This is a genomic window from Ruegeria sp. H6 (assembly GCF_056532975.1).
This window is the reverse complement of record NZ_JBQFOA010000002.1, coordinates 376,504-399,100: the sequence shown is the minus strand read 5'-3', so window position 1 is coordinate 399,100 and position 22,597 is coordinate 376,504. Positions and strand designations below refer to the sequence as shown.

Annotated in this window: 26 protein-coding genes and 1 tRNA gene; 14 read left to right on the top strand and 13 right to left on the bottom strand. The window is 59.2% G+C overall.

Annotated features, from left to right (window positions below):
* The first annotated feature begins 15 nt into the window (after positions 1-15).
* Positions 16-387 (top strand): hypothetical protein, encoded by a 372-nt coding sequence (locus tag ACR0AG_RS06660; protein ID WP_480837490.1) that lies wholly within the window; start codon positions 16-18, stop codon positions 385-387.
* 7 nt (positions 388-394) lie between these two features.
* On the opposite strand, the gene ACR0AG_RS06655 is transcribed toward ACR0AG_RS06660, so the two are convergent.
* The 5 genes from ACR0AG_RS06655 to ACR0AG_RS06635 all read right to left on the bottom strand — a co-directional run bounded on the left by ACR0AG_RS06655 (position 395) and on the right by ACR0AG_RS06635 (position 6,185).
* Positions 395-1,939 carry a Ppx/GppA family phosphatase gene (locus ACR0AG_RS06655; RefSeq protein ID WP_480837489.1) on the bottom strand — a complete coding sequence of 515 codons (1,545 nt, stop codon included), beginning with the start codon at positions 1,937-1,939 and terminating at the stop codon, positions 395-397.
* A 50-nt stretch (positions 1,940-1,989) separates the two neighbouring features.
* The gene (locus ACR0AG_RS06650) at positions 1,990-2,679 is read right to left on the bottom strand and encodes a P-loop NTPase family protein (protein ID WP_480837488.1); all 690 of its coding nucleotides are present in this window, start codon (positions 2,677-2,679) and stop codon (positions 1,990-1,992) included.
* Positions 2,680-3,756 (bottom strand): AI-2E family transporter, encoded by a 1,077-nt coding sequence (locus ACR0AG_RS06645; RefSeq protein WP_480837487.1) that lies wholly within the window; start codon positions 3,754-3,756, stop codon positions 2,680-2,682. It abuts the gene before it with no gap.
* A 90-nt stretch (positions 3,757-3,846) separates the two neighbouring features.
* Positions 3,847-4,821, bottom strand: a complete 975-nt coding sequence (locus tag ACR0AG_RS06640) for an isopenicillin N synthase family dioxygenase (RefSeq protein ID WP_480837486.1) — start codon at positions 4,819-4,821, stop codon at positions 3,847-3,849.
* Entirely contained in the window at positions 4,821-6,185 is a 1,365-nt protein-coding gene (locus ACR0AG_RS06635) for an FAD-dependent oxidoreductase (RefSeq protein ID WP_480837485.1), read from the bottom strand. Before ACR0AG_RS06635 ends, ACR0AG_RS06640 begins: the two co-directional genes overlap by 1 nt.
* Before the next feature lie 167 nt (positions 6,186-6,352).
* Between ACR0AG_RS06635 and proS the strand changes: the two genes are divergently transcribed.
* Complete coding sequence (gene proS / locus ACR0AG_RS06630) at positions 6,353-7,693, top strand: proline--tRNA ligase (RefSeq protein WP_480837484.1); 1,341 nt, start codon at positions 6,353-6,355, stop codon at positions 7,691-7,693.
* A gap of 2 nt (positions 7,694-7,695) precedes the next feature.
* On the opposite strand, the gene ACR0AG_RS06625 is transcribed toward proS, so the two are convergent.
* Positions 7,696-8,055: a hypothetical protein gene (locus ACR0AG_RS06625; RefSeq protein ID WP_480837483.1), complete on the bottom strand. Its 360-nt coding sequence runs from the start codon at positions 8,053-8,055 to the stop codon at positions 7,696-7,698.
* A 360-nt stretch (positions 8,056-8,415) separates the two neighbouring features.
* On the opposite strand from ACR0AG_RS06625, the gene ACR0AG_RS06620 reads away from it, so the two are divergent.
* Together ACR0AG_RS06620 and ACR0AG_RS06615 are read left to right on the top strand one after the other, a co-directional pair.
* Positions 8,416-9,702: a lipoprotein-releasing ABC transporter permease subunit gene (locus ACR0AG_RS06620; RefSeq protein ID WP_480837482.1), complete on the top strand. Its 1,287-nt coding sequence runs from the start codon at positions 8,416-8,418 to the stop codon at positions 9,700-9,702.
* Positions 9,695-10,381, top strand: coding sequence for an ABC transporter ATP-binding protein (locus ACR0AG_RS06615; protein ID WP_480837481.1), 687 nt, complete (start codon positions 9,695-9,697; stop codon positions 10,379-10,381). The genes ACR0AG_RS06620 and ACR0AG_RS06615 overlap by 8 nt, the downstream gene beginning before the upstream one ends.
* On the opposite strand, the gene ACR0AG_RS06610 is transcribed toward ACR0AG_RS06615, so the two are convergent.
* The gene (locus tag ACR0AG_RS06610) at positions 10,365-10,802 is read right to left on the bottom strand and encodes a DMT family transporter (RefSeq protein WP_480837480.1); all 438 of its coding nucleotides are present in this window, start codon (positions 10,800-10,802) and stop codon (positions 10,365-10,367) included. The genes ACR0AG_RS06615 and ACR0AG_RS06610 overlap by 17 nt on opposite strands.
* Before the next feature lie 95 nt (positions 10,803-10,897).
* Here ACR0AG_RS06610 and ACR0AG_RS06605 point away from each other — a divergent pair, with 95 nt between their 5' ends.
* Positions 10,898-11,302 (top strand): cytochrome c, encoded by a 405-nt coding sequence (locus ACR0AG_RS06605; RefSeq protein WP_480837479.1) that lies wholly within the window; start codon positions 10,898-10,900, stop codon positions 11,300-11,302.
* Between the two features lie 3 nt (positions 11,303-11,305).
* Here the strand turns inward: ACR0AG_RS06605 and ACR0AG_RS06600 are convergent, their stop codons facing one another.
* Both ACR0AG_RS06600 and ACR0AG_RS06595 read right to left on the bottom strand, forming a co-directional pair.
* Positions 11,306-11,992, bottom strand: a complete 687-nt coding sequence (locus ACR0AG_RS06600) for a hypothetical protein (RefSeq protein WP_480837478.1) — start codon at positions 11,990-11,992, stop codon at positions 11,306-11,308.
* Positions 11,993-12,033: 41 nt separating this feature from the next.
* The gene (locus ACR0AG_RS06595; protein ID WP_480837477.1) at positions 12,034-12,696 is read right to left on the bottom strand and encodes a DNA-3-methyladenine glycosylase I; all 663 of its coding nucleotides are present in this window, start codon (positions 12,694-12,696) and stop codon (positions 12,034-12,036) included.
* A gap of 348 nt (positions 12,697-13,044) precedes the next feature.
* Here ACR0AG_RS06595 and ACR0AG_RS06590 point away from each other — a divergent pair, with 348 nt between their 5' ends.
* From ACR0AG_RS06590 to ACR0AG_RS06575, 4 genes are all read left to right on the top strand, one after another.
* The gene (locus tag ACR0AG_RS06590) at positions 13,045-13,995 is read left to right on the top strand and encodes an ABC transporter substrate-binding protein (RefSeq protein WP_480837476.1); all 951 of its coding nucleotides are present in this window, start codon (positions 13,045-13,047) and stop codon (positions 13,993-13,995) included.
* A gap of 10 nt (positions 13,996-14,005) precedes the next feature.
* The gene (locus ACR0AG_RS06585) at positions 14,006-15,058 is read left to right on the top strand and encodes a quaternary amine ABC transporter ATP-binding protein (RefSeq protein ID WP_480837475.1); all 1,053 of its coding nucleotides are present in this window, start codon (positions 14,006-14,008) and stop codon (positions 15,056-15,058) included.
* A complete protein-coding gene (locus ACR0AG_RS06580; RefSeq protein WP_480837474.1) occupies positions 15,055-17,121 on the top strand; it encodes an ABC transporter permease in 2,067 nt (688 codons plus the stop codon). The genes ACR0AG_RS06585 and ACR0AG_RS06580 overlap by 4 nt, the downstream gene beginning before the upstream one ends.
* A gap of 157 nt (positions 17,122-17,278) precedes the next feature.
* Positions 17,279-17,800 (top strand): DUF2478 domain-containing protein, encoded by a 522-nt coding sequence (locus tag ACR0AG_RS06575; protein ID WP_480837473.1) that lies wholly within the window; start codon positions 17,279-17,281, stop codon positions 17,798-17,800.
* A 37-nt stretch (positions 17,801-17,837) separates the two neighbouring features.
* Here the strand turns inward: ACR0AG_RS06575 and ACR0AG_RS06570 are convergent.
* Positions 17,838-17,921 (bottom strand) — tRNA-Tyr (locus ACR0AG_RS06570).
* 115 nt (positions 17,922-18,036) lie between these two features.
* On the opposite strand from ACR0AG_RS06570, the gene rlmB reads away from it, so the two are divergent.
* The 4 genes from rlmB (at position 18,037) to ACR0AG_RS06550 (ending at position 20,314) form a co-directional block, all read left to right on the top strand.
* A complete protein-coding gene (gene rlmB / locus ACR0AG_RS06565; RefSeq protein ID WP_480837472.1) occupies positions 18,037-18,810 on the top strand; it encodes a 23S rRNA (guanosine(2251)-2'-O)-methyltransferase RlmB in 774 nt (257 codons plus the stop codon).
* A gap of 12 nt (positions 18,811-18,822) precedes the next feature.
* On the top strand, positions 18,823-19,092 hold the full coding sequence (locus ACR0AG_RS06560; protein ID WP_480837749.1) for a hypothetical protein: 270 nt from the start codon (positions 18,823-18,825) through the stop codon (positions 19,090-19,092).
* 100 nt (positions 19,093-19,192) lie between these two features.
* Positions 19,193-19,642 carry a YHS domain-containing (seleno)protein gene (locus ACR0AG_RS06555; RefSeq protein WP_480837471.1) on the top strand — a complete coding sequence of 150 codons (450 nt, stop codon included), beginning with the start codon at positions 19,193-19,195 and terminating at the stop codon, positions 19,640-19,642.
* Between the two features lie 201 nt (positions 19,643-19,843).
* A complete protein-coding gene (locus ACR0AG_RS06550) occupies positions 19,844-20,314 on the top strand; it encodes a CoA-binding protein (RefSeq protein WP_480837470.1) in 471 nt (156 codons plus the stop codon).
* Positions 20,315-20,316: 2 nt separating this feature from the next.
* Here the strand turns inward: ACR0AG_RS06550 and ACR0AG_RS06545 are convergent, their stop codons facing one another.
* The 3 genes from ACR0AG_RS06545 to hisF all read right to left on the bottom strand — a co-directional run bounded on the left by ACR0AG_RS06545 (position 20,317) and on the right by hisF (position 22,032).
* The gene (locus ACR0AG_RS06545; RefSeq protein ID WP_480837469.1) at positions 20,317-20,883 is read right to left on the bottom strand and encodes a hypothetical protein; all 567 of its coding nucleotides are present in this window, start codon (positions 20,881-20,883) and stop codon (positions 20,317-20,319) included.
* Between the two features lie 73 nt (positions 20,884-20,956).
* The gene (locus ACR0AG_RS06540) at positions 20,957-21,274 is read right to left on the bottom strand and encodes a phosphoribosyl-ATP diphosphatase (protein ID WP_480837468.1); all 318 of its coding nucleotides are present in this window, start codon (positions 21,272-21,274) and stop codon (positions 20,957-20,959) included.
* Positions 21,271-22,032 carry an imidazole glycerol phosphate synthase subunit HisF gene (gene hisF, locus ACR0AG_RS06535; RefSeq protein ID WP_480837467.1) on the bottom strand — a complete coding sequence of 254 codons (762 nt, stop codon included), beginning with the start codon at positions 22,030-22,032 and terminating at the stop codon, positions 21,271-21,273. The genes ACR0AG_RS06540 and hisF overlap by 4 nt, the downstream gene beginning before the upstream one ends.
* Positions 22,033-22,150: 118 nt before the next feature.
* On the opposite strand from hisF, the gene ACR0AG_RS06530 reads away from it, so the two are divergent.
* On the top strand, positions 22,151-22,597 hold the full coding sequence (locus tag ACR0AG_RS06530; RefSeq protein WP_480837466.1) for a DUF302 domain-containing protein: 447 nt from the start codon (positions 22,151-22,153) through the stop codon (positions 22,595-22,597).

Genomic DNA, 22,597 nt, shown 5'->3' with positions numbered 1-22,597 from the left:
GCCTATATTTTCCATATGCGGAAACTTTTGCTCATAAGTGCGATTTGTGTCACCGCCTCTGGTCCCGCCGTGGCGCAGGACAGCGAGGGCAAGTCCCTCATGGAACGTGGCGCTGAATTGTTTATGGAAGGCCTGCGGAAAGAGATGGAGCCTGCCCTGGACGATTTTCTGGGGCTGGCGGATCAGATAGGGCCGGCGATGCAATCATTTTTGCAGGAAATGGGCCCGGCTTTGGCGGAAATCGCAGCTCAGGTCGAGGACTGGAGCGCCTATGAAGCGCCTGAGATTCTGCCGAACGGAGATATCATTCTGCGAAAGAAGCAACCGGATGAGCTGCCGGAAAAGGCTGATCCCGAAGCCCCCGCAGACGGTGTCACGGACATCTAAGCGACGCTCAGCGCCGCATGATCACCCGGGATTCTGATTTCAAAGCGTTCGCAAGTGACCGGAGGCGTGCCTCGGCCACTTCATTAAACAGGGGTTTGGCGGATTTGGGCAGGATCAGTTCCAACTGCTGTTTTTTGGGAAAAAAGCGCAGCTTGCCGATGGTTGCGTCGTTTTGCATCCACAACATCGCGCCCAATCGCATGGCTTTGCCCAGAATTTCTGCCTGTTTCTGACCCTTTTCGTCCAACAGCTCATAAAGCGGAGTAAAGCGGTTTCCTTCCCGCTTGTTGCGGTACCGATGCTGTAGGGCGAGGCCGATAAAGACGCGTTCCGAGTGTTTCAGCCCGCTCATATTGGCGCGGGTGACGTATTCAAAGCAGACCTCGGCGCGGTAGTCCGGGTGCGCACGCCAGCTAACGTCATGCAGCAGGCAGGCGGCCTTGATCAGGCGCACATTTTGCGGCGGGGCCGACCGAAACAGGGGCATAACAAAATCGAACAGGTGTTTGCCATAGCCGGGCAAACGGGCGTCTTTTGCCTCGGCAAAGCGGCTGGCTTCGATCAGCGGATCGCGGTCGCGCAGGCGTTGCGGCATTTGCTGGTACAGCAACCCCTCGCGGATGCCATAGCTGGATATGGCAATGTCCTTGGGTTTGAACGTGCGGATCAGCCGGGCCAGCACGTCCATTGCAAAGGGGATCAATGCCATCCGCGAACCTGACACGCCTGCCAAACTGCGCAGCTTTTCCGGATCGCCTTTTTCAATGAACTTGATCGTCTCGCGCACCTGTTTGTGCGTCATGCGGTATTCATGCAAAACGACCAATGGGTAGCCGCGCCGCAACATATCCAGCCGCGCAAAGGCCCGCCAACTGCCGCCCACCAGGAACAGGCGGTCGCGTTGCGGCCCCATCTGATCACGCATCTCTTCGAGGGTCTGCTTGATATGCGCCTTGCGCGCCCTGCGCCCCCCTTTGATATCGCGCAGTTTCAGCGGCCCGAGGGGTGAGGTCATGCGGCGGCCAACCTCGCCCTCGCCAATCTCGGCCAGTTCAACCGATGATCCCCCGATATCACAGATCAGGCCATAGGCGCCGGGCCAGCCGAGCAACACGCCTTGGGCGGACAATCGGGCCTCTTCCGCGCCGTTGATCACATTGATCTTAAGGCCGGTTTCGGCCTCGACCTGCGCACAGAATTCGGGCCCGTCTTCGGCTTCGCGCACCGCCGCAGTCGCAACCGCGTGCAATGCGGGCAAGCCCAGATTCTTTGCCAGATGCTGAAACCGGTCCAACGCAGCCAAGGCGCGTTCGCGCCCTCGGGGGTTGAGCCGCCCGGTTTCCGAAAGGCCAGCCCCCAGTTCGCACATGACTTTTTCATTGTAGAAATAAGCCGGAGATCGCGCCGCGCCGTCAAAGATGACCATTCGAACCGAGTTCGATCCGATATCGACCACACCGACACGCGACAGGGCCCGCGCGCCGGGGTCGTCCACAAGCGGTTTTCCGAACGGGCCGTAACCCTGCGCATCAGTCGCGGCGATCTGTTCCATCGAGTCCCCAGTCGTTTTTCTCAACAAGATGCGAAATCGCTGATCTTCGGTCAATCGTTGTGGGCGGTTGGATTGGGATCATCGCTGAGCACGCGAACGGCCAGAGCCCGCGTAATGTCCCGTTTTTCGCTGAGCGCGAGGTGATCCAGCCGATCAACGACCCAGGCGGCGGCCTCAAAACTGCGATCCATATGTTTGACGAGATAGGCGATGACATCTGGTGCGGGGTTGAGTTGCCGATCCAGAAAGAGCTTGGTCAAGACCGCCCCCAAAAGCGCGTCATCGGGGCTGTCCAGCGCCACGTGATGGGCCCCTTCGACCCGGCTTTGCAGATCAGGCAGTGGCAGATGCCAAGTCTTCGGCGCTGCGCGCCCCGTCATCAACAGCGCGTGCCCTTCGGCCAGAACCAGATTATGCAGATGAAACATTGTTTTTTGCTGTTCGATACTGTCCCGGATAACAGGCACATCCTCGACCGCGATGGGGCGTTGCGCCAATTCCGGCACATCCTGATGTCGCAGCTCCGCCGCGCCGATGATCCGGCCGCCGGTTTCGGCCGCCCAGACATGGGCCAGATGGGTTTTCCCCGATCCGGCCGGTCCGCTGAGAACCAGCTTGTTGCCGGGCCAGGACGTGGCCGAGATCATCGCCACGGCCAACGCGTTGGCGGGCGAGACAAAGAAATCCTCGCGACCGAGTGCGGTCTTTGAGGGCAGCTCAAAGCTTAGCTGTGTGGCCATTTATTCGTCTGTGTCCGCGGGCGAACCTTCAAGCCCGTTGTAAAGGCGGCTTTGCAGGTATTGCGTCGTTCCAAACCGTGCCAGCACGCCAAGGGCTGCGGCAACAGGCACGGCGATCAGCATGCCGACAAAGCCAAACAATGCGCCGAATACCGAAAGGGCAAGCAACAGCCAAACAGGGTGCAGTCCGACCGAGCTGCCGACCAGCTTGGGGGTCAGAAAGTTGCCTTCGGCCACCTGTCCGATTGCAAAGATCCCGGCAACCAGCCCGATATGTGCCCAATCCCCCCAAAATTGAAACAACGCGAGCCCGATGGCCAATGCGCCCCCGATCAGCGCACCGAGGTAGGGGATAAAGGTCACCAGCCCGGCAATGAAGCCGACAATCAGGCCGAATTGCAGACCGACCGCCATCAAAGCAACCGCATAATAGGTGCCAAGGATCAGACACACGGTGCCCATCCCGCGTACGAACGAGGCCAGAACATCATCGATTTCGGAGGCCAGACGCTTGATGGTGGGGGCGTGATCGCGGGGCAGCAGCTCTCCGATCCGGGCGATCATGCGATCCCAGTCCATCAGCAGGTAAACGGCGACAACCGGGACGATGACCAGCAGAACGACCACGTTGATGGCCGACCCGACCGAGGCCAGAACCGATTGCAGCACGTCACCTGTTTTGGATTTCAGCGTCTCACCAAACGAAACCAGCATCTGGTGGGTCTGGGATTCGCGGTCCAGGATTTCGGGGAACTGCGCCTCGATAAAGGCCCGCAACTGTTGGAACAGGCTTGGCATGATATCGATCAGGTCCAGCAGCTGGGTAATCAGCGCTGGCACCACCATCAGGATCATCAGGGCAAAAACCAGGATGCCGGCGACTGTTATTATACCGGTTGCGGCCATGCGAGACAGGCCCAGCCGTTCCAGCCGGTCCGCAACAGGGTCCAGAAAATAGGCGATGGCACCGCCGATCACGAAGGGCAGAAGGACATCGCCCAGAAACCACAGGACAAGGACGAAAAGTGCAGCGGCTATACCCCAGTACCTGAGCTGATCCCTGACCGGTAAAGCCATGTCGCATTCCCTTGTGGCGTCACTTTGCCGTGTTCTTGGCGCATGACAGCCTGCGATGCAAGCGCTTCATGCCTCTGGTGAATTCCCGGTTCAGTCGCTGAGCGTACCCAATTCAGGGGTGTCGCTTGTCGCATCCTCATCCGGCCAATTGGTGCGCCAGATTTCTGCGGACCAATGGCCACAATGCACGGACGGGCGGTTGAATCCAGGTTGCGCAGGCAGCAGTGGCTGAACCACCACATCATGCCGAGGCACGGCGAAATAAGGGAATGAGTATCGTTCCCGACCCGAGCGATTGACAACGCGATGGGGTGTCGATTTCAACAGTCCCCCCGACCACAATTCAAGCATATCCCCGATGTTGACGACAAAACCGCCTTGCGGGCAGTCGGGTGTGATCCAGGTGCCATCACGTGTCTGAACCTCAAGCCCACCGACCGGGTCGGGGGCGATGATGGTCAGGGCGTCGGTGTCTTTATGCGGATGAATGCCATAGCCAGCTTCATCCGGTTGCTGCGGGGGATAGTGCAACAGCGTCATGTTGGTCATCGGGTCCCGGAATGCATCCCTCAGCAGGTTTGGGCTGAGGTCCAAACCAATCTCCAGCGCGCCCAGTATCAGCCCGGCAACCTCGTCCAGTTGGCGCCAGTATTCCAAGATGGTCTCGCGCGCATCGGGCACTTCGTCGGGCCACAAGTTGGGGCCGTAAAGCGGGCATTCAACGCAGACAGCCGCATCACGAGGGGTCTCATGATGCAGCTTATACCCTTCGTATTTGTCGGCCTGCCCAGAGCCGTCGTTGGGTGTGAAGAACCCCATCGGAATATAGCCGCGATAATTCTCGCGCGTGATGGCACGGTTCCACTTGCTGCGCTCCTCGACGGCAAAGATGTCCTGCACACAGGTACGCATACGTTCAATCGTGTCCTGAGTTACACCGGTGCCGGTGATCGACAGAAATCCGATACCAGTGAAAGCATCCATGATTTGCCGGACCGTCGGATCGTATTGTGGATCGCCCGGGCGATGCAGCGGTGAGATATCGATCGTGGGGATCGTGTCCATCAGTGGATCCGAACGCCCTGACGTTCCAACTCGGCATGAACCGGGGTGAGGTTCATCTGATGCAGCTCTTGATTGCTGCGCAGCGACAGGACCGCCGCGATGCCAGCCCCCTGACCCATGACCGCGCAGCAGGCCATGTTCCGTGTCGCCGCGTGGGCTACGCGATCAGCCCCGTGCGAGCGTCCGGCAACGAGCAACCCTTTGACCCCTTTCGGCAGCATCGAGCGATAGGGGATTTGCATGTAACGCCCCGTCGTCGGCAGGATCAGGATGCCGTAGCCGTCGATGAATTCGGGGTAAATGCCAATCGTATCCTCGAACCGGCCCTGATGACGGGCGTCATCCTCGGTCATGTTGTAGACCGCGTCGATCTTGCGCGTGTCGCGGATGCCAATGGTCATGCCGAAATTCCGCAGCCGGGCGTTTTCGCAGCCGGGCATGAACCGGCGCAAGGCGTCGATGGCCAGCATGGTCTGGCGGCGGCCTTCGATCTCGCCTTTGGTCAGACTGTCGGGATCGGTACCATCGATCTGATCCAGATGGATCAGGTTCATATAGGTCAGCTCTCCGGTATCGTGCATCGCGCCCCAAGTGCCCGCGATGGTGTTCAGATGCGGCGGGATCAGGCCCTGATCAATGGCCTGCTGAAAGGGCTTGTGCACGAAGGGTGAGAACATGTCGTCCTCTTTGCCCGAGGTCTCGATATTCCACTCACCACCGCCGCCCCAATCCTTGTAAGTTTGCGGATCGGCTTTCACACCCTCCATAAAGGCGCGCTTGTCGACGCCCGCCAGATGAAACATGACCGAGGCCGCCATCATCTGCTCCGGTGCGGTCTTGTGGGTCGGTGCGCCCGCCCGATGGGCGACATCTGCGTCACCGGTCGCGTCGATCACGACGCGGGCCAGAATGGCTTCGCGCCCGGCTTTGGATTCGGTGATGACACCGGTGATCCTGTCGCCCTCCATGATCGGAGCGACGAAGTGCCGGTGAAGCATCGGGTGAACCCCAGCTTCTTCGATCAGACGGTCGGCCACCAGCTTGAACCCTTCGCTATCCAGCTCGTAACTCAGCGATTGGCTTTCGGGTACCGCGGCACCCATGTCTTTGGCACGCGTTTCGAACTCCATGCCGATGCCACCGGCCTCAACGGTTTGTTCGTGGCGGTACCAGGCAAATCCTTCGACGCCCACAGCAGTGATGTTACCGCCCATGCAGCCAAAGCGATCCATGATCGTCACCTCGCCGCCTGCCCGGGCGGCCGCCAGTGCTGCGGCTAATCCAGCAGGGCCAGAGCCCACAACCAGAATATCGGTTTTGTGGACAACAGGAATGTCGCGCGCGGGTTCTTGGATCGTCAGCATTGGCGCCTCGAGAATTTACAGTTCCGGTACATTTGAAGTTCCTGATCGGCGGGTCAATCAAAAATCCGACGGGCTCTTGGTCGCAAATTCATCATTGTGCGATTGCCCCCGGCGGGGGTTTGGCATAATCACCTGTTTGTTGAATTTTCACCTCCAAAGGTCACACAATGCGCCTGAGCCGTTACTTTCTGCCCGTTCTCAAGGAAACCCCGTCCGAGGCTCAGATCGTCAGCCACCGGCTGATGCTGCGCGCAGGCATGATCAAACAAGCCGCCGCCGGGATCTATTCGTGGCTGCCGCTGGGGTTCAAAGTGCTGCGCAAGCTGGAAAACATCGTGCATGAGGAACAGGCGCGGGCGGGCCACATCGCGATCCAGATGCCGATCCTGCAATCGGCCGACCTGTGGCGCGAATCCGGGCGGTATGATGATTACGGGCAGGAAATGCTGCGCATGCAGGACCGCCACGGGCGCGATATGCTCTATACGCCGACGGCTGAGGAACTGGTGACCGATATCTTTCGCGGTCATGTGAGCAGCTACAAGGACCTGCCGCTGACGCTCTATCAAATCCAGTGGAAATTCCGCGATGAAATCCGCCCGCGTTTTGGCGTGATGCGCGGGCGCGAGTTCTACATGAAGGACGGATACAATTTCGACCTGACCAAAGAAGACGCGCTGCACGCCTATAACCGCCATTTGGTCAGCTACTTGCGCACCTATGAGCGTATGGGGCTGCAAGCCATCCCAATGCGGGCCGATTCCGGCCCCATTGGCGGCGATGACACGCATGAGTTCCTCGTGCTGGCCGATACCGGCGAATCCGAAGTGTTCTATGACAGCGCGGTGACCGATCTGACCTTTGGCGATCGGGAAATTGACTATGACGACCGGGCGCAGTGTCAGGCGATTTTGGAAGAATTCACCACCAAATATGCCCGCACAGATGAGACCCATGACGAGGCTCTGTTCAACCAGATCCCCGAAGACCGCCGCCGCGTGGCGCGCGGGATCGAGGTTGGTCAGATCTTTTATTTCGGCACCAAGTACTCGGAACCTCTGGGTGCGACCGTGCAGGGCCCGGACGGCAAACCTGTTCCCGTGCATATGGGCAGCCATGGCATCGGCGTCAGCCGTCTGATCGGTGCGATCATCGAGGCAAGCCATGACGACAAAGGCATCATCTGGCCCGAAGGTGTCACGCCGTTCCACTGTGGCATCGTCAACCTAAAGCAGGGCGATGATGAGGCGGATGCGGCGTGCGACAAGATCTACAAGGCGCTGACCGCGCTTGGGCTTGAACCGCTATATGACGACCGGAATGAGCGGGCAGGGGGCAAATTCGCCACCATGGACCTGATCGGTTTACCCTGGCGCATCACGGTTGGCCCGCGTGGGCTGAAAAACGGTGTGGTCGAACTGACCAGCCGCCGCACCGGCGAAAGCGAAGAGCTGAGCCCCGAAGCGGCGGTCACCAAGATCGCGCAGATCTACGAAGGTATCGCCTGAGGTCAGGATACGCCTTGTGTTGGCCGTGCGGCCAGCACATCGCCATCCGCGCCGTTGCCGCGGGCGACAACAATCGGACGACCCATGCGCCGAACCAGGTCTTTGAAATCCAGACCCAGAAACCGCATGCCGCACACCCGGTCACCGGATTCTCGATCGGTGAGGCACAGGCTGCCTTTTCGAAACGACAGGCAATACCCTTTTTCTTTGAGGATTTCCGCCAGATTGGCCCAGCTTGCGGCGCTGGTGAACAAGGGCAGGATTGCAGCGCGCAGTAATGCAGCGGTTTCGCAGTCCAGTTCCGTTGATGTTGTTCGGGTCGATATCAGACCCGTTCCTTCCATTCTTCCTTGAATACTCATGAGCGACCCCCGCTCTGAAAATGTGTTCCCCCGCAAATAGGGTGTCAAAGTTTCCAAAAATACGCAAAAAGCGAAATAAAATTGCCGGGTATATGTTGCATTTTGAATTCAGTATTTCACGCCCGGCGCGCATTGACTTCATAACTGAAACAATAAGCCTTTGTCTGTGAAGGGTTTCACAACCTGTGGGGAAGCAAGCACCCAGAGACTCTCCTAATTGACGGGTGTTGTGGCGTTTGATTCGATCCCTGTCAGCCCAGCTGATCCACCGTTGCGCCAAAACGCGCAATTTGACACAAGCCGGTTGACCATTTCGCCAAATGCCGAAAGGGTCGCCGCAAAATGACAGCCGGAGCAGGAATGGCCAGCACACCTCCACCCTTTGCGCCTTTTGAATGGAAAATCGCATGGCGTTACCTGCGTGCCCGCCGCGCCGAAGGCGGTGTGAGCGTTATGACGTGGATCTCTCTGATCGGCATCACGCTTGCGGTTTTTGCCCTGATAGCGACGCTTTCGGTTCGGTCCGGGTTCCGCTCGGAATTTGTCGGGACGATCCTGGGGGCGAATGCGCATGCCACCGTGTACTCGACGGGTGAAATCAACGCGCAGGGGCAGGTTGACCGCACCATTGCCGACTATGACGAAATGGCCGAGCGTATTGCCGGCGTGCCGGGGGTGGAACGCGCGGCGCCTTTGGTGAAAGGGCAGGTTCTGCTGACGAACCGGGATCGCAGCACCGGGGTCGAGGTGTTTGGCATCCGCCCGGATGATCTGTTCAGCCTGCCGGGTATCGCCGAAAGCGATCAGGCCTATGGCGATCTGTCCCAGTTCGAAAACGGGATTGCTATTGGTTCAGGTGTCGCGCGCGCCATCGGGGCCACGGTGGGCGACCGGGTCAAGGTCACTTCCCCGAATGGCGTAAAAACTGCTTTCGGTACGTCCCCGCGTGTGAACGCCTATGAGGTGGTCTACGTCTTTTCCGCTGGTCGCTATGACATCGACCGCACCCGCGTCTATATGCCTTTTGCCGAGGCGCAGAGTTTCTTCAACCGTGAAGGCGTGGCTGACGAGATCGAGGTGATGGTCGAGCGCCCCGAAGACATGAATCCGGTGCTGATCCCTATTCTTGAGGCCGCCGGTGGACGCCCGCAGCTTTGGACATGGCAGGATGCCTCGGGCGGTTTTCTGCGTGCGCTTGAGGTTGAGGATAACGTGATGTTCATCATCCTGTCGATCCTGGTTTTGATCGCAGCGATGAACATTGTGTCCGGCCTGATCATGCTGGTGAAAAACAAGGGGCGAGATATCGGTATCCTGCGCACCATCGGGCTGAGCGAAGGGTCGATCCTTCGCGTGTTTTTCATCTGCGGGGCCTTTACCGGCATCATCGGTACGGCCATGGGCGTGATATTGGGATGCCTTTTCGCGCTCTATATCGATCCGATTTTTTCGTTCGTGAACTATGTCATGGGCGGGGGCGTCTGGGACCCGGCTATTCGCGGGATCTATGCCCTTCCGGCCGAGCTACACTTGTCCGATGTGCTCAAGGCCATCGGGCTGTCGCTGGGGCTGTCCTTTCTTGTGACTTACTTTCCGGCGCGTCGTGCTGCGCGGCTGAACCCGGTTGAGGCGCTGCGCTATGAATGATGTGACGATGCGGCTGACCGGGCTCAGCAAGACTTATTTGCCGGGTGCGCCGGGCGAGGTGCAGGTTCTGCGCGGTGCCGATCTGACGCTGAAAGCGGGTGAGGCTGTCGCGCTGGTTGCCCCCTCCGGGGCCGGGAAATCAACCTTGCTGCATATTGCCGGTTTGCTGGACATGGCGGATGCAGGCACTGTCGAGATTGCGGGCGTGGATGTGACCCAGAAAGGGAACCGCACGCGCACAGCAATCCGTCGTCAGGACGTGGGCTTTGTCTATCAATTCCACCACCTGCTGCCCGAGTTTTCTGCCCTTGAGAATATCGTGCTGCCACAGCTGGCCAACGGCACGCCTGAACGGCAGGCCAGGGATCGTGCGATGCTGTTGCTGGAACGCGTCGGTGTTGCCCAACGCGCCGATCACCGCCCGGCGGCCCTGTCGGGGGGGGAACAGCAGCGCGTTGCGTTCTGTCGCGCCCTTGCCAATGCGCCGCGTGTTCTGTTGGCGGACGAACCGACGGGGAACCTCGATCCCGAAACCTCGGATCAGGTGTTTGCCGCCCTGATGTCGCTGGTGCGTGAGGGCGAATTGTCCGCGCTGATCGCCACCCACAACCTTGAACTGGCGGCGCGTATGGACAGGATGGTGCGGCTGGAGGCGGGCGTTCTCAAGCCAGTTGAGTGATCGCCACGCCGATTGCCATCACCGTTATACCCCCGGCGCGCATCAGTGTCAGCGGTGTGACCTGCGCGCCGAACAGGCCGAAATGATCAATCGCAGCGGTGCTGATCAGTTGACCCAGCAGAACGAAAAAGACCGCATTGCCTACGCCGAAATGCGGTGCAACATGTGTAATGGACAGCACGTAGAACGCGATCAGGACCCCTGCCAGGAACAAGTGTTTTGGGGCTTGGGCGGCTTTGGCAAAGGCCTGCCCACCGGGCAAGACAAGCAAGGCCAGTGCTGAGGCCGCAAAGGCAATCGCGAACAGAATGACAGCGGCTGTGTTCGGGGATCCGATCAGGCGCCCCAATGCCGCGTTCAACGCGGCCAGAATGGGAATGCCGATGCCGGCGACCAGCATTATTGCCGCGTATTGAGTCATGATCTGATCCCCGCACTGACCTCGTTGATCTGGATCATTGCGCCAAGTGAACCGCCGGGCAACCCTGCAAATGTCTGATTTCAGCGGAGGATGCGATGACAGCTTGGTTCATCAAAGCGTGTTCAACAGCGGCGGTTTTGGCCGTGGCAAGCCCTGCTTTGGCGCAGGATGCACAAACCGGGGCAGAACTGTACCAGCACTATTGCGCGACATGTCACGGGCTGGACGCCACCGGGCATGGACCAATGGCCGGAGTTCTGGTCATCCAGCCCACCAACCTCAAGACTCTGGCGGATGAGAACGGTGTTTTTCCGACAGCGCGCGTTGTCGGACGGATTGATGGGCGCGATCCATTGGTCAGCCACGGCAGCCCGATGCCGGTCTATGGCCCCTATTTTGAAGGTCAGGACACGGCGATCAAAACCCCGGACGGGCAGCCGATTCTGACAAGTCAGCCCATTGCCGATCTGGTCGAATTCCTCAAAACCCTGCAGGAATAGGGGTCAGCGGCAGATCTCCTCGATCTCGGCGCCATCCCAGGGCAGGAGCACATCCCGTTCGCGCCGAGAACCGGGCAGAGTTTCCACATCGAAATGGACGCTGAGCATGTCATGCAGCCGTTTGGTGCGCGGCGCGTCGGGGTCGAGGGCGCGGCAGCAGACATATTCTTCAACAATGGCCCCTTGCTGTTCATACCCGTAGGCCAGAAAATCCGGCGAAGTGCTTAGATCGAACAGATAAGGATCGTCCTGACGGCCATGTTCGGCAGCGGCACGCAGGGGGTGATAGCCGGTGGTCGCGCGATTTTGCCACTGCCAGACATGGGTCAGCTCATGCGCCAGCAGCATTGCCGCGATCAGGCTGACCCGCTCGGGGTATTGCGACATGTAGTCGTCCAGATACCAGTCCCTGGTGAAATACACGCGGTTGAACAGGGCCACCGCGGCAGGTTTGCCGGTGACGATCTCTTCTTTCACCGGCGGCAGGATCCGTTCGCGGCAGGCCAGACGGGGCCGGGCCTTGCGCTTGTATGTGATGGCGGCAACGGGGGCACCCTCGACCAGCCGCACCCGGTCAAGATCAAGTGTTGAGCCTTGTATCGAACCGGCGAACGCCTTTTCCTGTTCAGTCAGGGGGCGACCACAGGATGCAAAAAAAATCAGGATCAAAACAAACAGAAGGCGCGCCATGTCTTTAAGCCTAATGCGCAAGGACCGCTCTGCAAGCCGATTTACACGCTCATGGCCAAAACCCGACTGATTTCTGTCAGCGACCGCCCGGATTGATCCATCCATTCGTTGAACGCGCCCTGCACAGCAGCCATGGCTTTTTTCGAAGTTGCAGGCTTGTCGATCACACCCTCGGCAATCAGGCGTGCCGTGACATCTTGCGAAAGAATGAAACTGTCACGTCCGGCAAAGCGCATCGAATACTGCGCGGTCGCGCCGCCAAGCCGGGATCCCCGTTTGCCCAGCATCGCAAGCAAGCCGAAAAAATCGGTCGAGGGCCAGCCGCCTAGAACCTCGCCCGCGCCACCTTCGTTGCGCAGTTCCAGAAAAAACGCCGCGTTGTCGCGCACCGCCGAGATCTTGGTCCCGTTGCGGACGATTCGTGTGTCTTGCAGCAGAGAATCGAACTTTTCGTCATCCATGAACGCGCACCGCCCGACGTCAAAGCCGTCAAAGGCCAGCTCGAACCCCTCCCATTTGGAGTCGATGACCTTCCAGTTGAAACCGGCCTGAAAGATGGATTTGCAGATAATCGACAGCCACCTGTCCTCGGGCATGACAGCCAGCTCAGCAGGGGTCTTTGGCTTTGTCAGCTTGGCCTCAAGCGCGTCAGTGCCGCCATGGCGATCCGCTGCCAGCGTGAATATGTCGTCAAAGTCGCGCATCCGATGGGCCCTCCTGCACACCAAGTGTTGCCGCTTTGTTCCTGGCACGCAAGGCGAATGTGACCGCCGTGAGTCCCATCGCAGTGAAATTGGGTTCAGTTTATAATTGACTGGTCAATCAATTTACCGCAGTTTTTGAGGATCAGGTACCTGAGGCGTAAGAATGGATATGATCGCTGCAGGTCAGGAATGTTTCCGTGTTGGATCAAACAATTCCGGGCAAGGCTGAATAGTTTCCTTTCAATTCAGTGCCCGAATTGTGCATGTTGCGGCATGGACGTGTTGAATCAGGAAAGACTGCAGTGGCCCATCGGCTGCTGTGGGCAAAAAATAACAGGGAGAATATCCATGAAAAAGCTGACAGTAAGCCTTTTGGCGCTCACAGTTGCCGGTGCGGCTCAGGCGGCAGACATGGGCGCGGTGGATGAGCCGATCAAATTGGCCATCAACGAATGGACCGGTCAGCACGTGACCACGCATGTCGCGGGTGAAATGCTCAAGGCTGCGGGCTATGACGTCGAATACGTCACTGCAGGCATGATGAACCAGTTCCAGGCTCTGGCGGATGGCGACATTACCGCGACACTGGAAATCTGGTCGTCCAACGTGTCGGATGAATATGCCAAGAAGGTTGGTGAAGGCACCGTTGTCGAAATCGGTGATCTGGGTCTGGATGCCAAGGAAGGCATTGCCTATCCCGCGCATGTGGCCGAGCTGTGCCCGGGCTTGCCCGCATGGGAAGCCTTGAAGGAATGCGCGCAGGTTTTTGCAACTGCGGAAACACTGCCCGGCGGTCGTCTGGTCGACTATCCTGCCGATTGGGGCACACCCGGCGCGGACCGGATGACCGGGCTTGAACTGCCGTTCAAGGCGGTTCCTGCAGGATCCGAAGGCGCATTGATCGCTGAATTGCGCGCGTCGACCGAGCGTAAATCTCCACTGCTGATCACCTTCTGGCAGCCACACTGGGCGATGTCGGCCTATGACGTTCAGTTCGTCGAACTGCCTGCAGGTGAAGAGGCGTGCTTTAACGATCCAGCTTGGGGCCCGAACCCCAATGCCGTCAATGACTGTGACTTCTCGCCCTCGCGTATCTTCAAGGCAAGCTGGAGCGGTATGGAAGACAAATGGCCTGCGGCCTATGAAATCCTGTCGAACTATCAATTGGCAGTCGAAGATCAGCAGCCGATGATGGGTGCGATTGATGTCGATGGCGGCGCGGTTGAAGAAGTCGTTGCGGCCTGGATGTCGGAAAACGAAGGCAAATGGCGTCCGGTTGTCGACGCTGCAACCCAGTGAGCCGACATTCGTGAATGATCAAGGAACGCCAGCCATCGCCTGCCAGAACCTCTGGCAGGTCTTTGGCGATGGCGCTGAAAATGCCCTGACCGACGCTTTGGCCCGGTCAGGCGGAGACGCCGACAAAGCCGCCAGCGATCTGCGTGAAGCCGGGCTAATACCTGCCGTGCAAGACGCGAATTTCGAGGTCAAACATGGCGAGCTTTTCGTCATCATGGGCTTGTCAGGATCTGGCAAGTCCACGCTGATCCGCTGCATCTCGCAACTGCTGCCAGGCACCGGGGGTGAGATCAGGATCGAGGGCGAAAATGTCATCGGGGCGTCCAAGAAACACCTGACCGAACTGCGCCGCAAAAAGCTGGGCATGGTGTTCCAGCATTTTGGCCTGTTTCCGCATATGACCGTTGCCGAAAACGTGGCCTATCCGCTACGCGTGCAGGGAGTTGGAAAAAAGGAACGGCTGGCCCGCGCGCAAGAGGTGATCTCGCTTGTCGGGCTGGACGGGCGCGAAAGCAGCTTTCCGCGCCAGCTTTCTGGCGGGCAACGCCAGCGCGTTGGGATCGCGCGGTCTCTGGCCGTGAACCCTGATATCTGGTTTCTGGACGAGCCGTTCTCGGCCCTCGACCCCCTGATCCGCCGCCAGTTGCAGGATGAGTTCCTGCGCATTCAGGCGACACTGAACAAATCGATCGTATTCATCACCCATGACATCCAGGAGGCGCTGAAACTGGCGGATCGGATTGCCATCATGCGTGATGGCAAGATTGTTCAGATCGGCACGCCCTCGGATATCGTATTGCGGCCGGTGGACGATTATGTGCGCGAGTTCTCGAAGGACGTGGCCAAGGGTCAGCACGCCAGGGTGGCCTCTGTCATGCAGGATGATGCGTCCGAATGTGGCCCCGATGATCCCGGCCTGACAACCGCGATGACACTGGATGCCGCGCTGGCGCAATGTATGGAGCTGTATGAGCCCGTGCCCGTGCGCGACGCGAACGGCGCTGTCGTGGGCACCGTACACCCGTCGGACCTGGCCGCGGCGCTGCAGGTGGATGAGGCATGACGGTTGCGACGGACATCCCGGCGCAGCACATCGCACGTCTGACCGCCGGAGCGCAGGCGGCCCTGATCACCCTGATTGTGGGCGCTGTTTGCCTTGCGCTTGAGGGCGTTGCCCCTTGGCTGGTCAAATGGCCCGCCGCGTGGGAGCTGCCCGCGACTCAATGGGTCGGGACCTTTCTGGATTGGTTCCTGAACGGTATCAAACCGGTTGCGCGGCTGTTTTCCGATATCATGGCCTATCCGATGAACTGGGCCAATTTTGTGCTTGGCAATACGCCCTGGCCCATCCTGATCGGGCTGGTGACCGCGCTGGGCTGGTATCTGGGTGGGCTGCCCATGGCCGCGCTCGGGTTTCTGGGCCTCAGCTTCGTGCTGGCATCGGGCTATTGGGCCGAAAGCATGAACACTCTGGCCTTGGTCGCCGTGTCCGTACCGGTTGCGGTTACGGTCGGAGGCGCCATTGGTATTCTGGCCAACGAAGTGCCACGGGTGAAATCTGCCTTGCAGGCCGTGCTGGATGTCATGCAGACCGTGCCGACCTTTGCGTACCTCACGCCACTTTTGCTGCTGTTCGGGTTTGGTCCGGTCGTGGGACTGATCGCATCGGCCATCTACGCCGCGCCGCCAATGGCGCGCAACGTGATGCTGGGTCTCGAACGCGTCGAGCCCGAGATCAAAGAGGCTGCGATCATGTCCGGTGGCACCCGGTTCCAGCAGCTGTTTCAGGTCGAGATACCCGCTGCGGCGACGCAGATCATGGTGGGCTTCAACCAATGCCTGATGGCCGCACTTTCGATGGTGATCATCGCTGCGGTTATCGGCGGGTTCAACGACATCGGGTGGGAAGTCCTTTTGACCATGCGCAAGGCGCAGTTTGGCGAATCTCTGATGGCAGGCTTGGTGATTGTCGTGTTCGCCGTCGTGATCGACCGGATGAGCGGGACTTTGGCCGCTGATCGCAAACACTATGACCGCCGCGTGTTCTGGGCCGTTCTGGCCTTTGCCGTGGTCTTTACTGCGGCCTTCTGGGTCTGGCTGCCCAACCCGTCGGAACTGACTCTGCTCGACCCGATGGCAGGGGCGGTAGATCGTGGATTGACGGCCTTTACCCAGGCGAACGGGCCATGGCTGGACGCGCTCAAGAACAATGCACTGTTCTATGTGCTTTTGCCGCTACGGATCGGGCTGGATCAAGCCGTGCTGCCCTTTACCTGGGGCTTTCAGTGGAACCCGGCCATGAGCTTTGGCCTCTTTGCATTTGGTGCGGCGATTGCCTTGCTGATGGCGTGGCGGGGGCATCTGACCGGTGGCCTCGTGGCCTTGATCCTGATCGGGATGCTGGAAACCGGCGTGTCCAATCTGCCCTGGCCTTTTGTGCTGACCGGCGCTGGGGCGTTGGCCTGGGTGGCTGGCGGGTGGCGTCTGGCCGCTCTGGTCGTTGGTCTTTTGTGCACCATTCTGGTCTCTGGCCTGTGGGAGCGTGCTTTGCTGTCGCTCTACCTCAGTGGGGCCGCAGTGTTCTTCTGCGCGGTGACGGGCGGGTTGATCGGACTGGCCAGCGCCGTTTGGGCACCGGTCTGGAAAGTGGTCCGCCCGATCTGCGACATGCTGCAGACCATCCCGTTGTTCGTGTTCCTGATCCCGGTGCTGATGGTGTTTCAGATCGGTGAGTTCTCGGCCTTTCTGGCGATCTGCGCCTATGCGATTGTTCCGATGATCCGCTACACGCGGCATGGGCTGGTCAACACGCCGGATGAGATGATGGAGGCCGCCATTTCAAGTGGCGCGACCGAATGGCAGATCATGCGCGATGTGCGCGCACCCTATGCGGCGCCGACCATTCTGCTGGGGCTGAACCAGACCATTCTCTATGCCTTTGCGATGCTGGTGATCGCGGCGCTGATCGGCACGACCGGTCTGGGCCAATCGATCTATCTGGCGCTGGGGCAGGCGGATGTTGGCCTTGGTATCTCGGCCGGTGCAGCTATGGCCATTCTGGCCCTGATCGCCGACCGGATCGTTCAGGGTTTTGCCGAAGAACGCCGCAAAGCGCTTGGGTTGTAACACCGGGCAGGGGCGTTGAGTTGCCCCTGCGCTGTGCCTGCACCTCTGCGAACGCGCTTTTGAAGCGCTGTGCAGGCGCCCGGAGCGCGGCAGAGTGGCGAAGCCCCGCCTTGCGTGCTATCTGAAACGGCACGGTACGAATAGAAGAGGTCGACAGATGCATCTGGCTTACGTCAAAACAAAGGATCGCGGTGCCACAGACCGCCTGCTGAGCGCGGTTGCCGAACGGCTTTTGCAAGACGGCGCACGCTTGTCCGGCGTGGTGCAAACCAACACCGAATGCGCCGACGACGCCAAGTGCGACATGGACCTGCGTGTGCTGCCGGACGGGGCCACGATCCGCATCTCTCAGTCCCTGGGAACGATGTCGCGCGGATGTCGCCTGGATCCGGCTGCTCTGGAAGAGGCGGTTGGCTATGTCACTGCGTCTCTGGCCGAAGCCCCACAACTGCTGATCATCAACAAATTCGGCAAACACGAGGCGGACGGTCGCGGATTTCGCCCCGTGATTGGCGATGCCATCGCGCAGGATATCCCTGTTTTGCTGGGTGTAAACGGCCTGAACGCTGAGAAATTCCTGGCCTTTTCAGATGGTGCCGCCGAAGAGTTGCAGCCTGATCTAGATGGCATCATCGATTGGTTCAACCGCATCACCGCCGCGCGTTCTGCAGCCGCCTGAACGGGGTTCACCAAGTCTGTTCCGGTTGGGAAAGAAATGGTGGGCGACCCTGGAATCGAACCAGGCGTGCGTCTCCGCGAGGGAGTTACAGTCCCCTGCCACACCTTGCGGCCTGTCGCCCACTGTCAGGCGTTGCACCTGACGTGGAGGCGTGATTACAAGCGCACCCAAGAAGCGTCAACAGGAAAATACCGCTTTGACGCAGGAAACGTATTTCCGGCCCGGAGGCCCGTAACATGAAGAAACCCAAATGGGTCGTCGAGAAGGAACAGGCCCGCAAAGCGGCTGCCGCGGAAACTGTTTGGTTGTTCGGTCTGCACGCTGTTCGGGATGCGCTGATGAACCCGAACCGGCAGAAATTGCGCCTGATCGTGACGCGAAATGCGCAGGGCAAACTGGCCGAGGCCATTGAGTTTGCGGGCATCGACGCCGAGATGGTTGATCCGCGGAAATTCACCGCTCCGATTGATCCGGGTTCAGTGCATCAGGGTGCCGCGCTTGAGGTCAAGCCGCTGGACTGGGGCGGGCTGGCAGAGAACTGTATCGGGCGGGAAAACCCGCGTGTTCTGCTGCTGGATCGGCTGACCGACCCGCATAACGTGGGTGCAATCCTGCGCTCAGCCGAAGTTCTGGGGGCCAGTGCAGTGATCGGAACACGCCATCACTCGGCCCCTGAAACCGGGGCTTTGGCAAAAACGGCCAGCGGCGCGCTGGAACGCCAACCCTATCTGCGCGTGCGCAATCTGGCCGACACGATAGTCGAGTTGCAGGATATGGGTTTTCTGGTGCTGGGTCTGGACGGTGAGGCAGACCATACCATCGAAACCACACTGGACGGAAAGCGCCAACAGCCCGTCGCGCTGGTGCTTGGTGCCGAAGGCCCGGGTCTGCGTCAAAAAACAAAAGAAACAGTGGATTGTCTGGTCAAGATTGACGCGGCGGGTGGTTTTGGGTCACTCAATGTCTCAAATGCTGCGGCAATTGCCCTATATGCATCCATAGGCAGATAACAGGAGGCCGCCATTTCCGCCCCACCCAAGATTGCAACCTGCTGCTATTGCGGCACGCGCGCCGCTTTGGTTCTGAAAGGCCGACAGCAGCACGAGCTGAGCTGTTCAAGCTGTGGCGCGCCGCTTCATAACCTCAAGATGATGCCCAAAGCCAAGGCATCCAAGCAAACGATGCGCACTGGTGAAAAGACCAGGAAGCAGGGCAAGAAGAAAAAGAACAAAAGTTTGTTTTCCCGGGTTCTGGACGAAGCTTGGGACGTGATCGAAGACGTTTTTGACTGACCGAGTGCGCGCAGGTGTTCACAAGCCTGTCATTGGGGTTCCGACGGCGATAGCGAATATGCAAATTAGCTAAGCCTGAACCGGAGTATGTGATTCCCTGATGTTGACCCGTCGTCTGTTTTTGTCCGCTTTGACTGCTTTTGCCTGCGCCACGGGTGCTCAGGCGCAATCCGTGCCGATGTACTATTCGACCGGCGGTGTGGCTGTATCCGGCTATGATGCGGTGTCTTACTTCAACGAAGCGGAGCCCCGCCTTGGGAGCGCGGAGCATTCCCTGATGTGGAAAGGGACGATCTGGCACTTTGCCACCGCTGAGAATCTGGACCTGTTCGAACGCAACCCAAGGGCCTTTGCGCCGCAGTTTGGCGGTTATTGCGCCTATGGCATGGCGATGGGCCAGCTTAGCAGCACCGACCCGGATGCCTGGAAAATTGTCGACAACCGGCTGTACCTGACCCATTCCCCCCGGATCGAGGCGGTTTGGGCAGAAAATGAGGCCGAAAACATAGCCTTGGCAGAGACGCACTGGCCGGCTGTTCTGTACGACTGATCGGCGGATCTCCGCTTTTCGTGATCTGTCATCACAAAAATGAGTGCCCCCTCTTTTTTTATCTCAACTCATGCTTAAATGTCACAGTGACCGCGGAACGGAACTGCCGCGGGTCATTTCACTGTCCCTCGTTCCAACAACTGGCGCTCAGGTATCACCTGGGCGCTTTTTTCTTTTCTACACTGCGAATAAGGTGCCGGAATGACAGACTATTCCGATGATCTTCTCAAGCAGATTCTCACCCGAACCAAAGTGATTGCCGTGACCGGAGTGTCGATGAACCCGGTGCGGCCCAGCTACTATGTTGCGCGATATTTGTCGCTCAAAGGGTTCAAGATTATCCCGGTGAGCCCCGGTCACGCGGGGAAAGAGCTGTTCGGGCAAAAGATTCGCGCCACGTTGTCGGACATTTCCGAACCTGTGGATATGGTCGAGATTTTTCGCCGGTCCGAGGCGGTGCCCCCGATTGTGGATGAGGCTTTGCAGGCCTTCCCGACGCTGAGCACAATCTGGATGCAGATCGGTGTGGAACACCCCGAGGCGGCCGCCAGGGCACAGGCACGTGGCGTGGATGTCATCATGAACCGATGCCCCAAGATCGAATATCAGCGCCTGTTTGGCGAATTGCGTATGGGCGGTTTCAGCACCGGGATTATTTCGTCAAAGCTCTAATCTTATTGCGCGACATAGGGTTTTAGCCTGGCAGCCTGTTCCTGTCTGCGTTTTTCCAGAACCACGTCGCGCGGCACCCAGTCATAGCGGGTGTCTTCCACAAGCGGGGCCCAGAACAAGGTGCCGCCATAGCGCCAGGGATCCAGCACGACGCCCTCATACATCGTTTCGCCGCGCCGGCTAATAATCGCCGTACTGTGGTCTATTCGGATCGGGTTGTCGGCATTGGCGATGGCGCGGTGCAGGGTCAGGGTTTTAAAGTTTTCTTGCTTCAAACGGCGCTCGATGTCTTCCGCCCAATGCCAACACAGTCCGCGAGGCCGTGTGCCCTTGTTGACCTTTGCATTGTGGATCAACGGAGGGTCGGTGATCTGGTATTCCTGCACCAACTGCGCGGTGTAGGAATAAGCGATCTGCGCTGCGCGATCAGCCTCTGCGGGGTCGATGTCGGGGCCCAGGTTGCGGATTTCGGTCGCCAGCCTTTGCACCTCGTCCCCGGTAGATGGCGGAGGGGTGGAACACGCGCCAAGTGTCACAAAGGCCAGAACAATTGCCAAAGTCCTGATCATTCTGTTGTCCTTTGATCCGCGTGCCCTGAGGTGCGATCATAGGGGCAGATATCCGTCAAAGAAACCCTTCGACTCAGGCTTTGGGGCGTGCCGCTTTTTCCGCAATGCCGCTCAGCCCCTGACGACGGGCCAATTCGTTCAGAACATCCTCCAGCGCCACGTCCCGTGCAGCCAGCATCACCAGCAGGTGATAGAGCACATCTGCCGCCTCGGTCGTCAGCTTTTCACGGTCCCCTTTGACCGCTTCGATGATGGCCTCGATGGCCTCTTCTCCGAATTTCTCGGCACATTTCTCGGGGCCTTTCGCCAGCAGCTTCGCTGTCCAGCTGGACTCCGGATCAGCCGTTTTGCGGGCCTCGATCGTTGCCGCCAGTTCGTGCAAGATGCTCATGCCAGCCTCATCGGAATGCCCGCAGCGGCCATATGTTCCTTGGCCTCGCGGATGGTGTATTCGCCAAAGTGAAAAATCGACGCGGCCAGCACAGCGCTTGCACCGCCTTCGGTGACGCCTTCGACCAGATGATCCAGGGTGCCGACGCCACCCGAGGCGATTACCGGCACGTCAACTGCGTCGCTGATGGCTCGGGTCAGCGGCAGGTTGAAACCCGCTTTGGTCCCATCGCGATCCATCGAGGTCAGCAGGATTTCCCCTGCTCCCTTGGCGACGACGGTTTTGGCAAATTCTACCGCGTCGATCCCAGTCGGTTTGCGCCCGCCATGGGTGAAAATCTCCCATTTGCCGGGGCCGACGGTTTTGGCGTCGATGGCGCAGACGATGCACTGGCTGCCAAACTGGTCAGCGGCCTCGGCGATGACATCGGGGTTGGCCACGGCTGCCGAGTTGAAACTGACCTTGTCGGCCCCCGCCAGCAGCAGGGCGCGCACGTCATCTTTGGTGCGCACGCCACCGCCCACGGTCAATGGAACAAAGCATTGCTCTGCCGTGCGTTGAACCACGTCAAACATGGTGCCGCGATTTTCATGGGTGGCGTGAATATCCAAAAAGCAAATCTCATCCGCTCCGGCGGCATCATAGGCTTTGGCCGATTCCACCGGGTCGCCCGCATCGCGCAGGCCCACAAAGTTGACGCCCTTGACCACGCGGCCATCAGCGACGTCCAGACAGGGAATGATACGGGTTTTGAGCATGGGCTTTCCTTTACCGCAGGCACCCATAGCGGCAAAGCCCCGCCGATGCCAGACTTGTGATTGCGATCGGGCGCAAACCTGTGAAAACTGGGGTGAATTTCACGAGAGGATAACCGATATGCGTAAACTGATACTGACAACAATTCTGACGTTCGGAGGGGCACTGTCCGCCATGGCTGACGACATCATCAAAGTTCAAACCGATAAATCTGTGACCGAGGCTCTGGACGCACTTGAGGCTGCTGTTGGCAATGCAGGTGCAACCGTTTTTGCCCGCGTCGATCACGCGGCAGGGGCCGAAAAAGTCGGCACGCCTATCCCGGCCAATCAGGTTCTGATTTTCGGAAACCCCGCTTTGGGTACACCCGCGATGCAGATCGATCCGCGGGCCGGATTGTTCCTGCCCCTAAAGGTGCAGGCCTATGAGGATGCAAACGGGCAGGTCTGGCTGGCCTATGAGGACCCGAAAGAAACGATGGATGAACTGGACGAGGTCGAGAAATCGCCCGTCATCGAGAAAATGCGCGGCGCCTTGGCGAAACTGACCGCCGCTGCCGCGCAATAA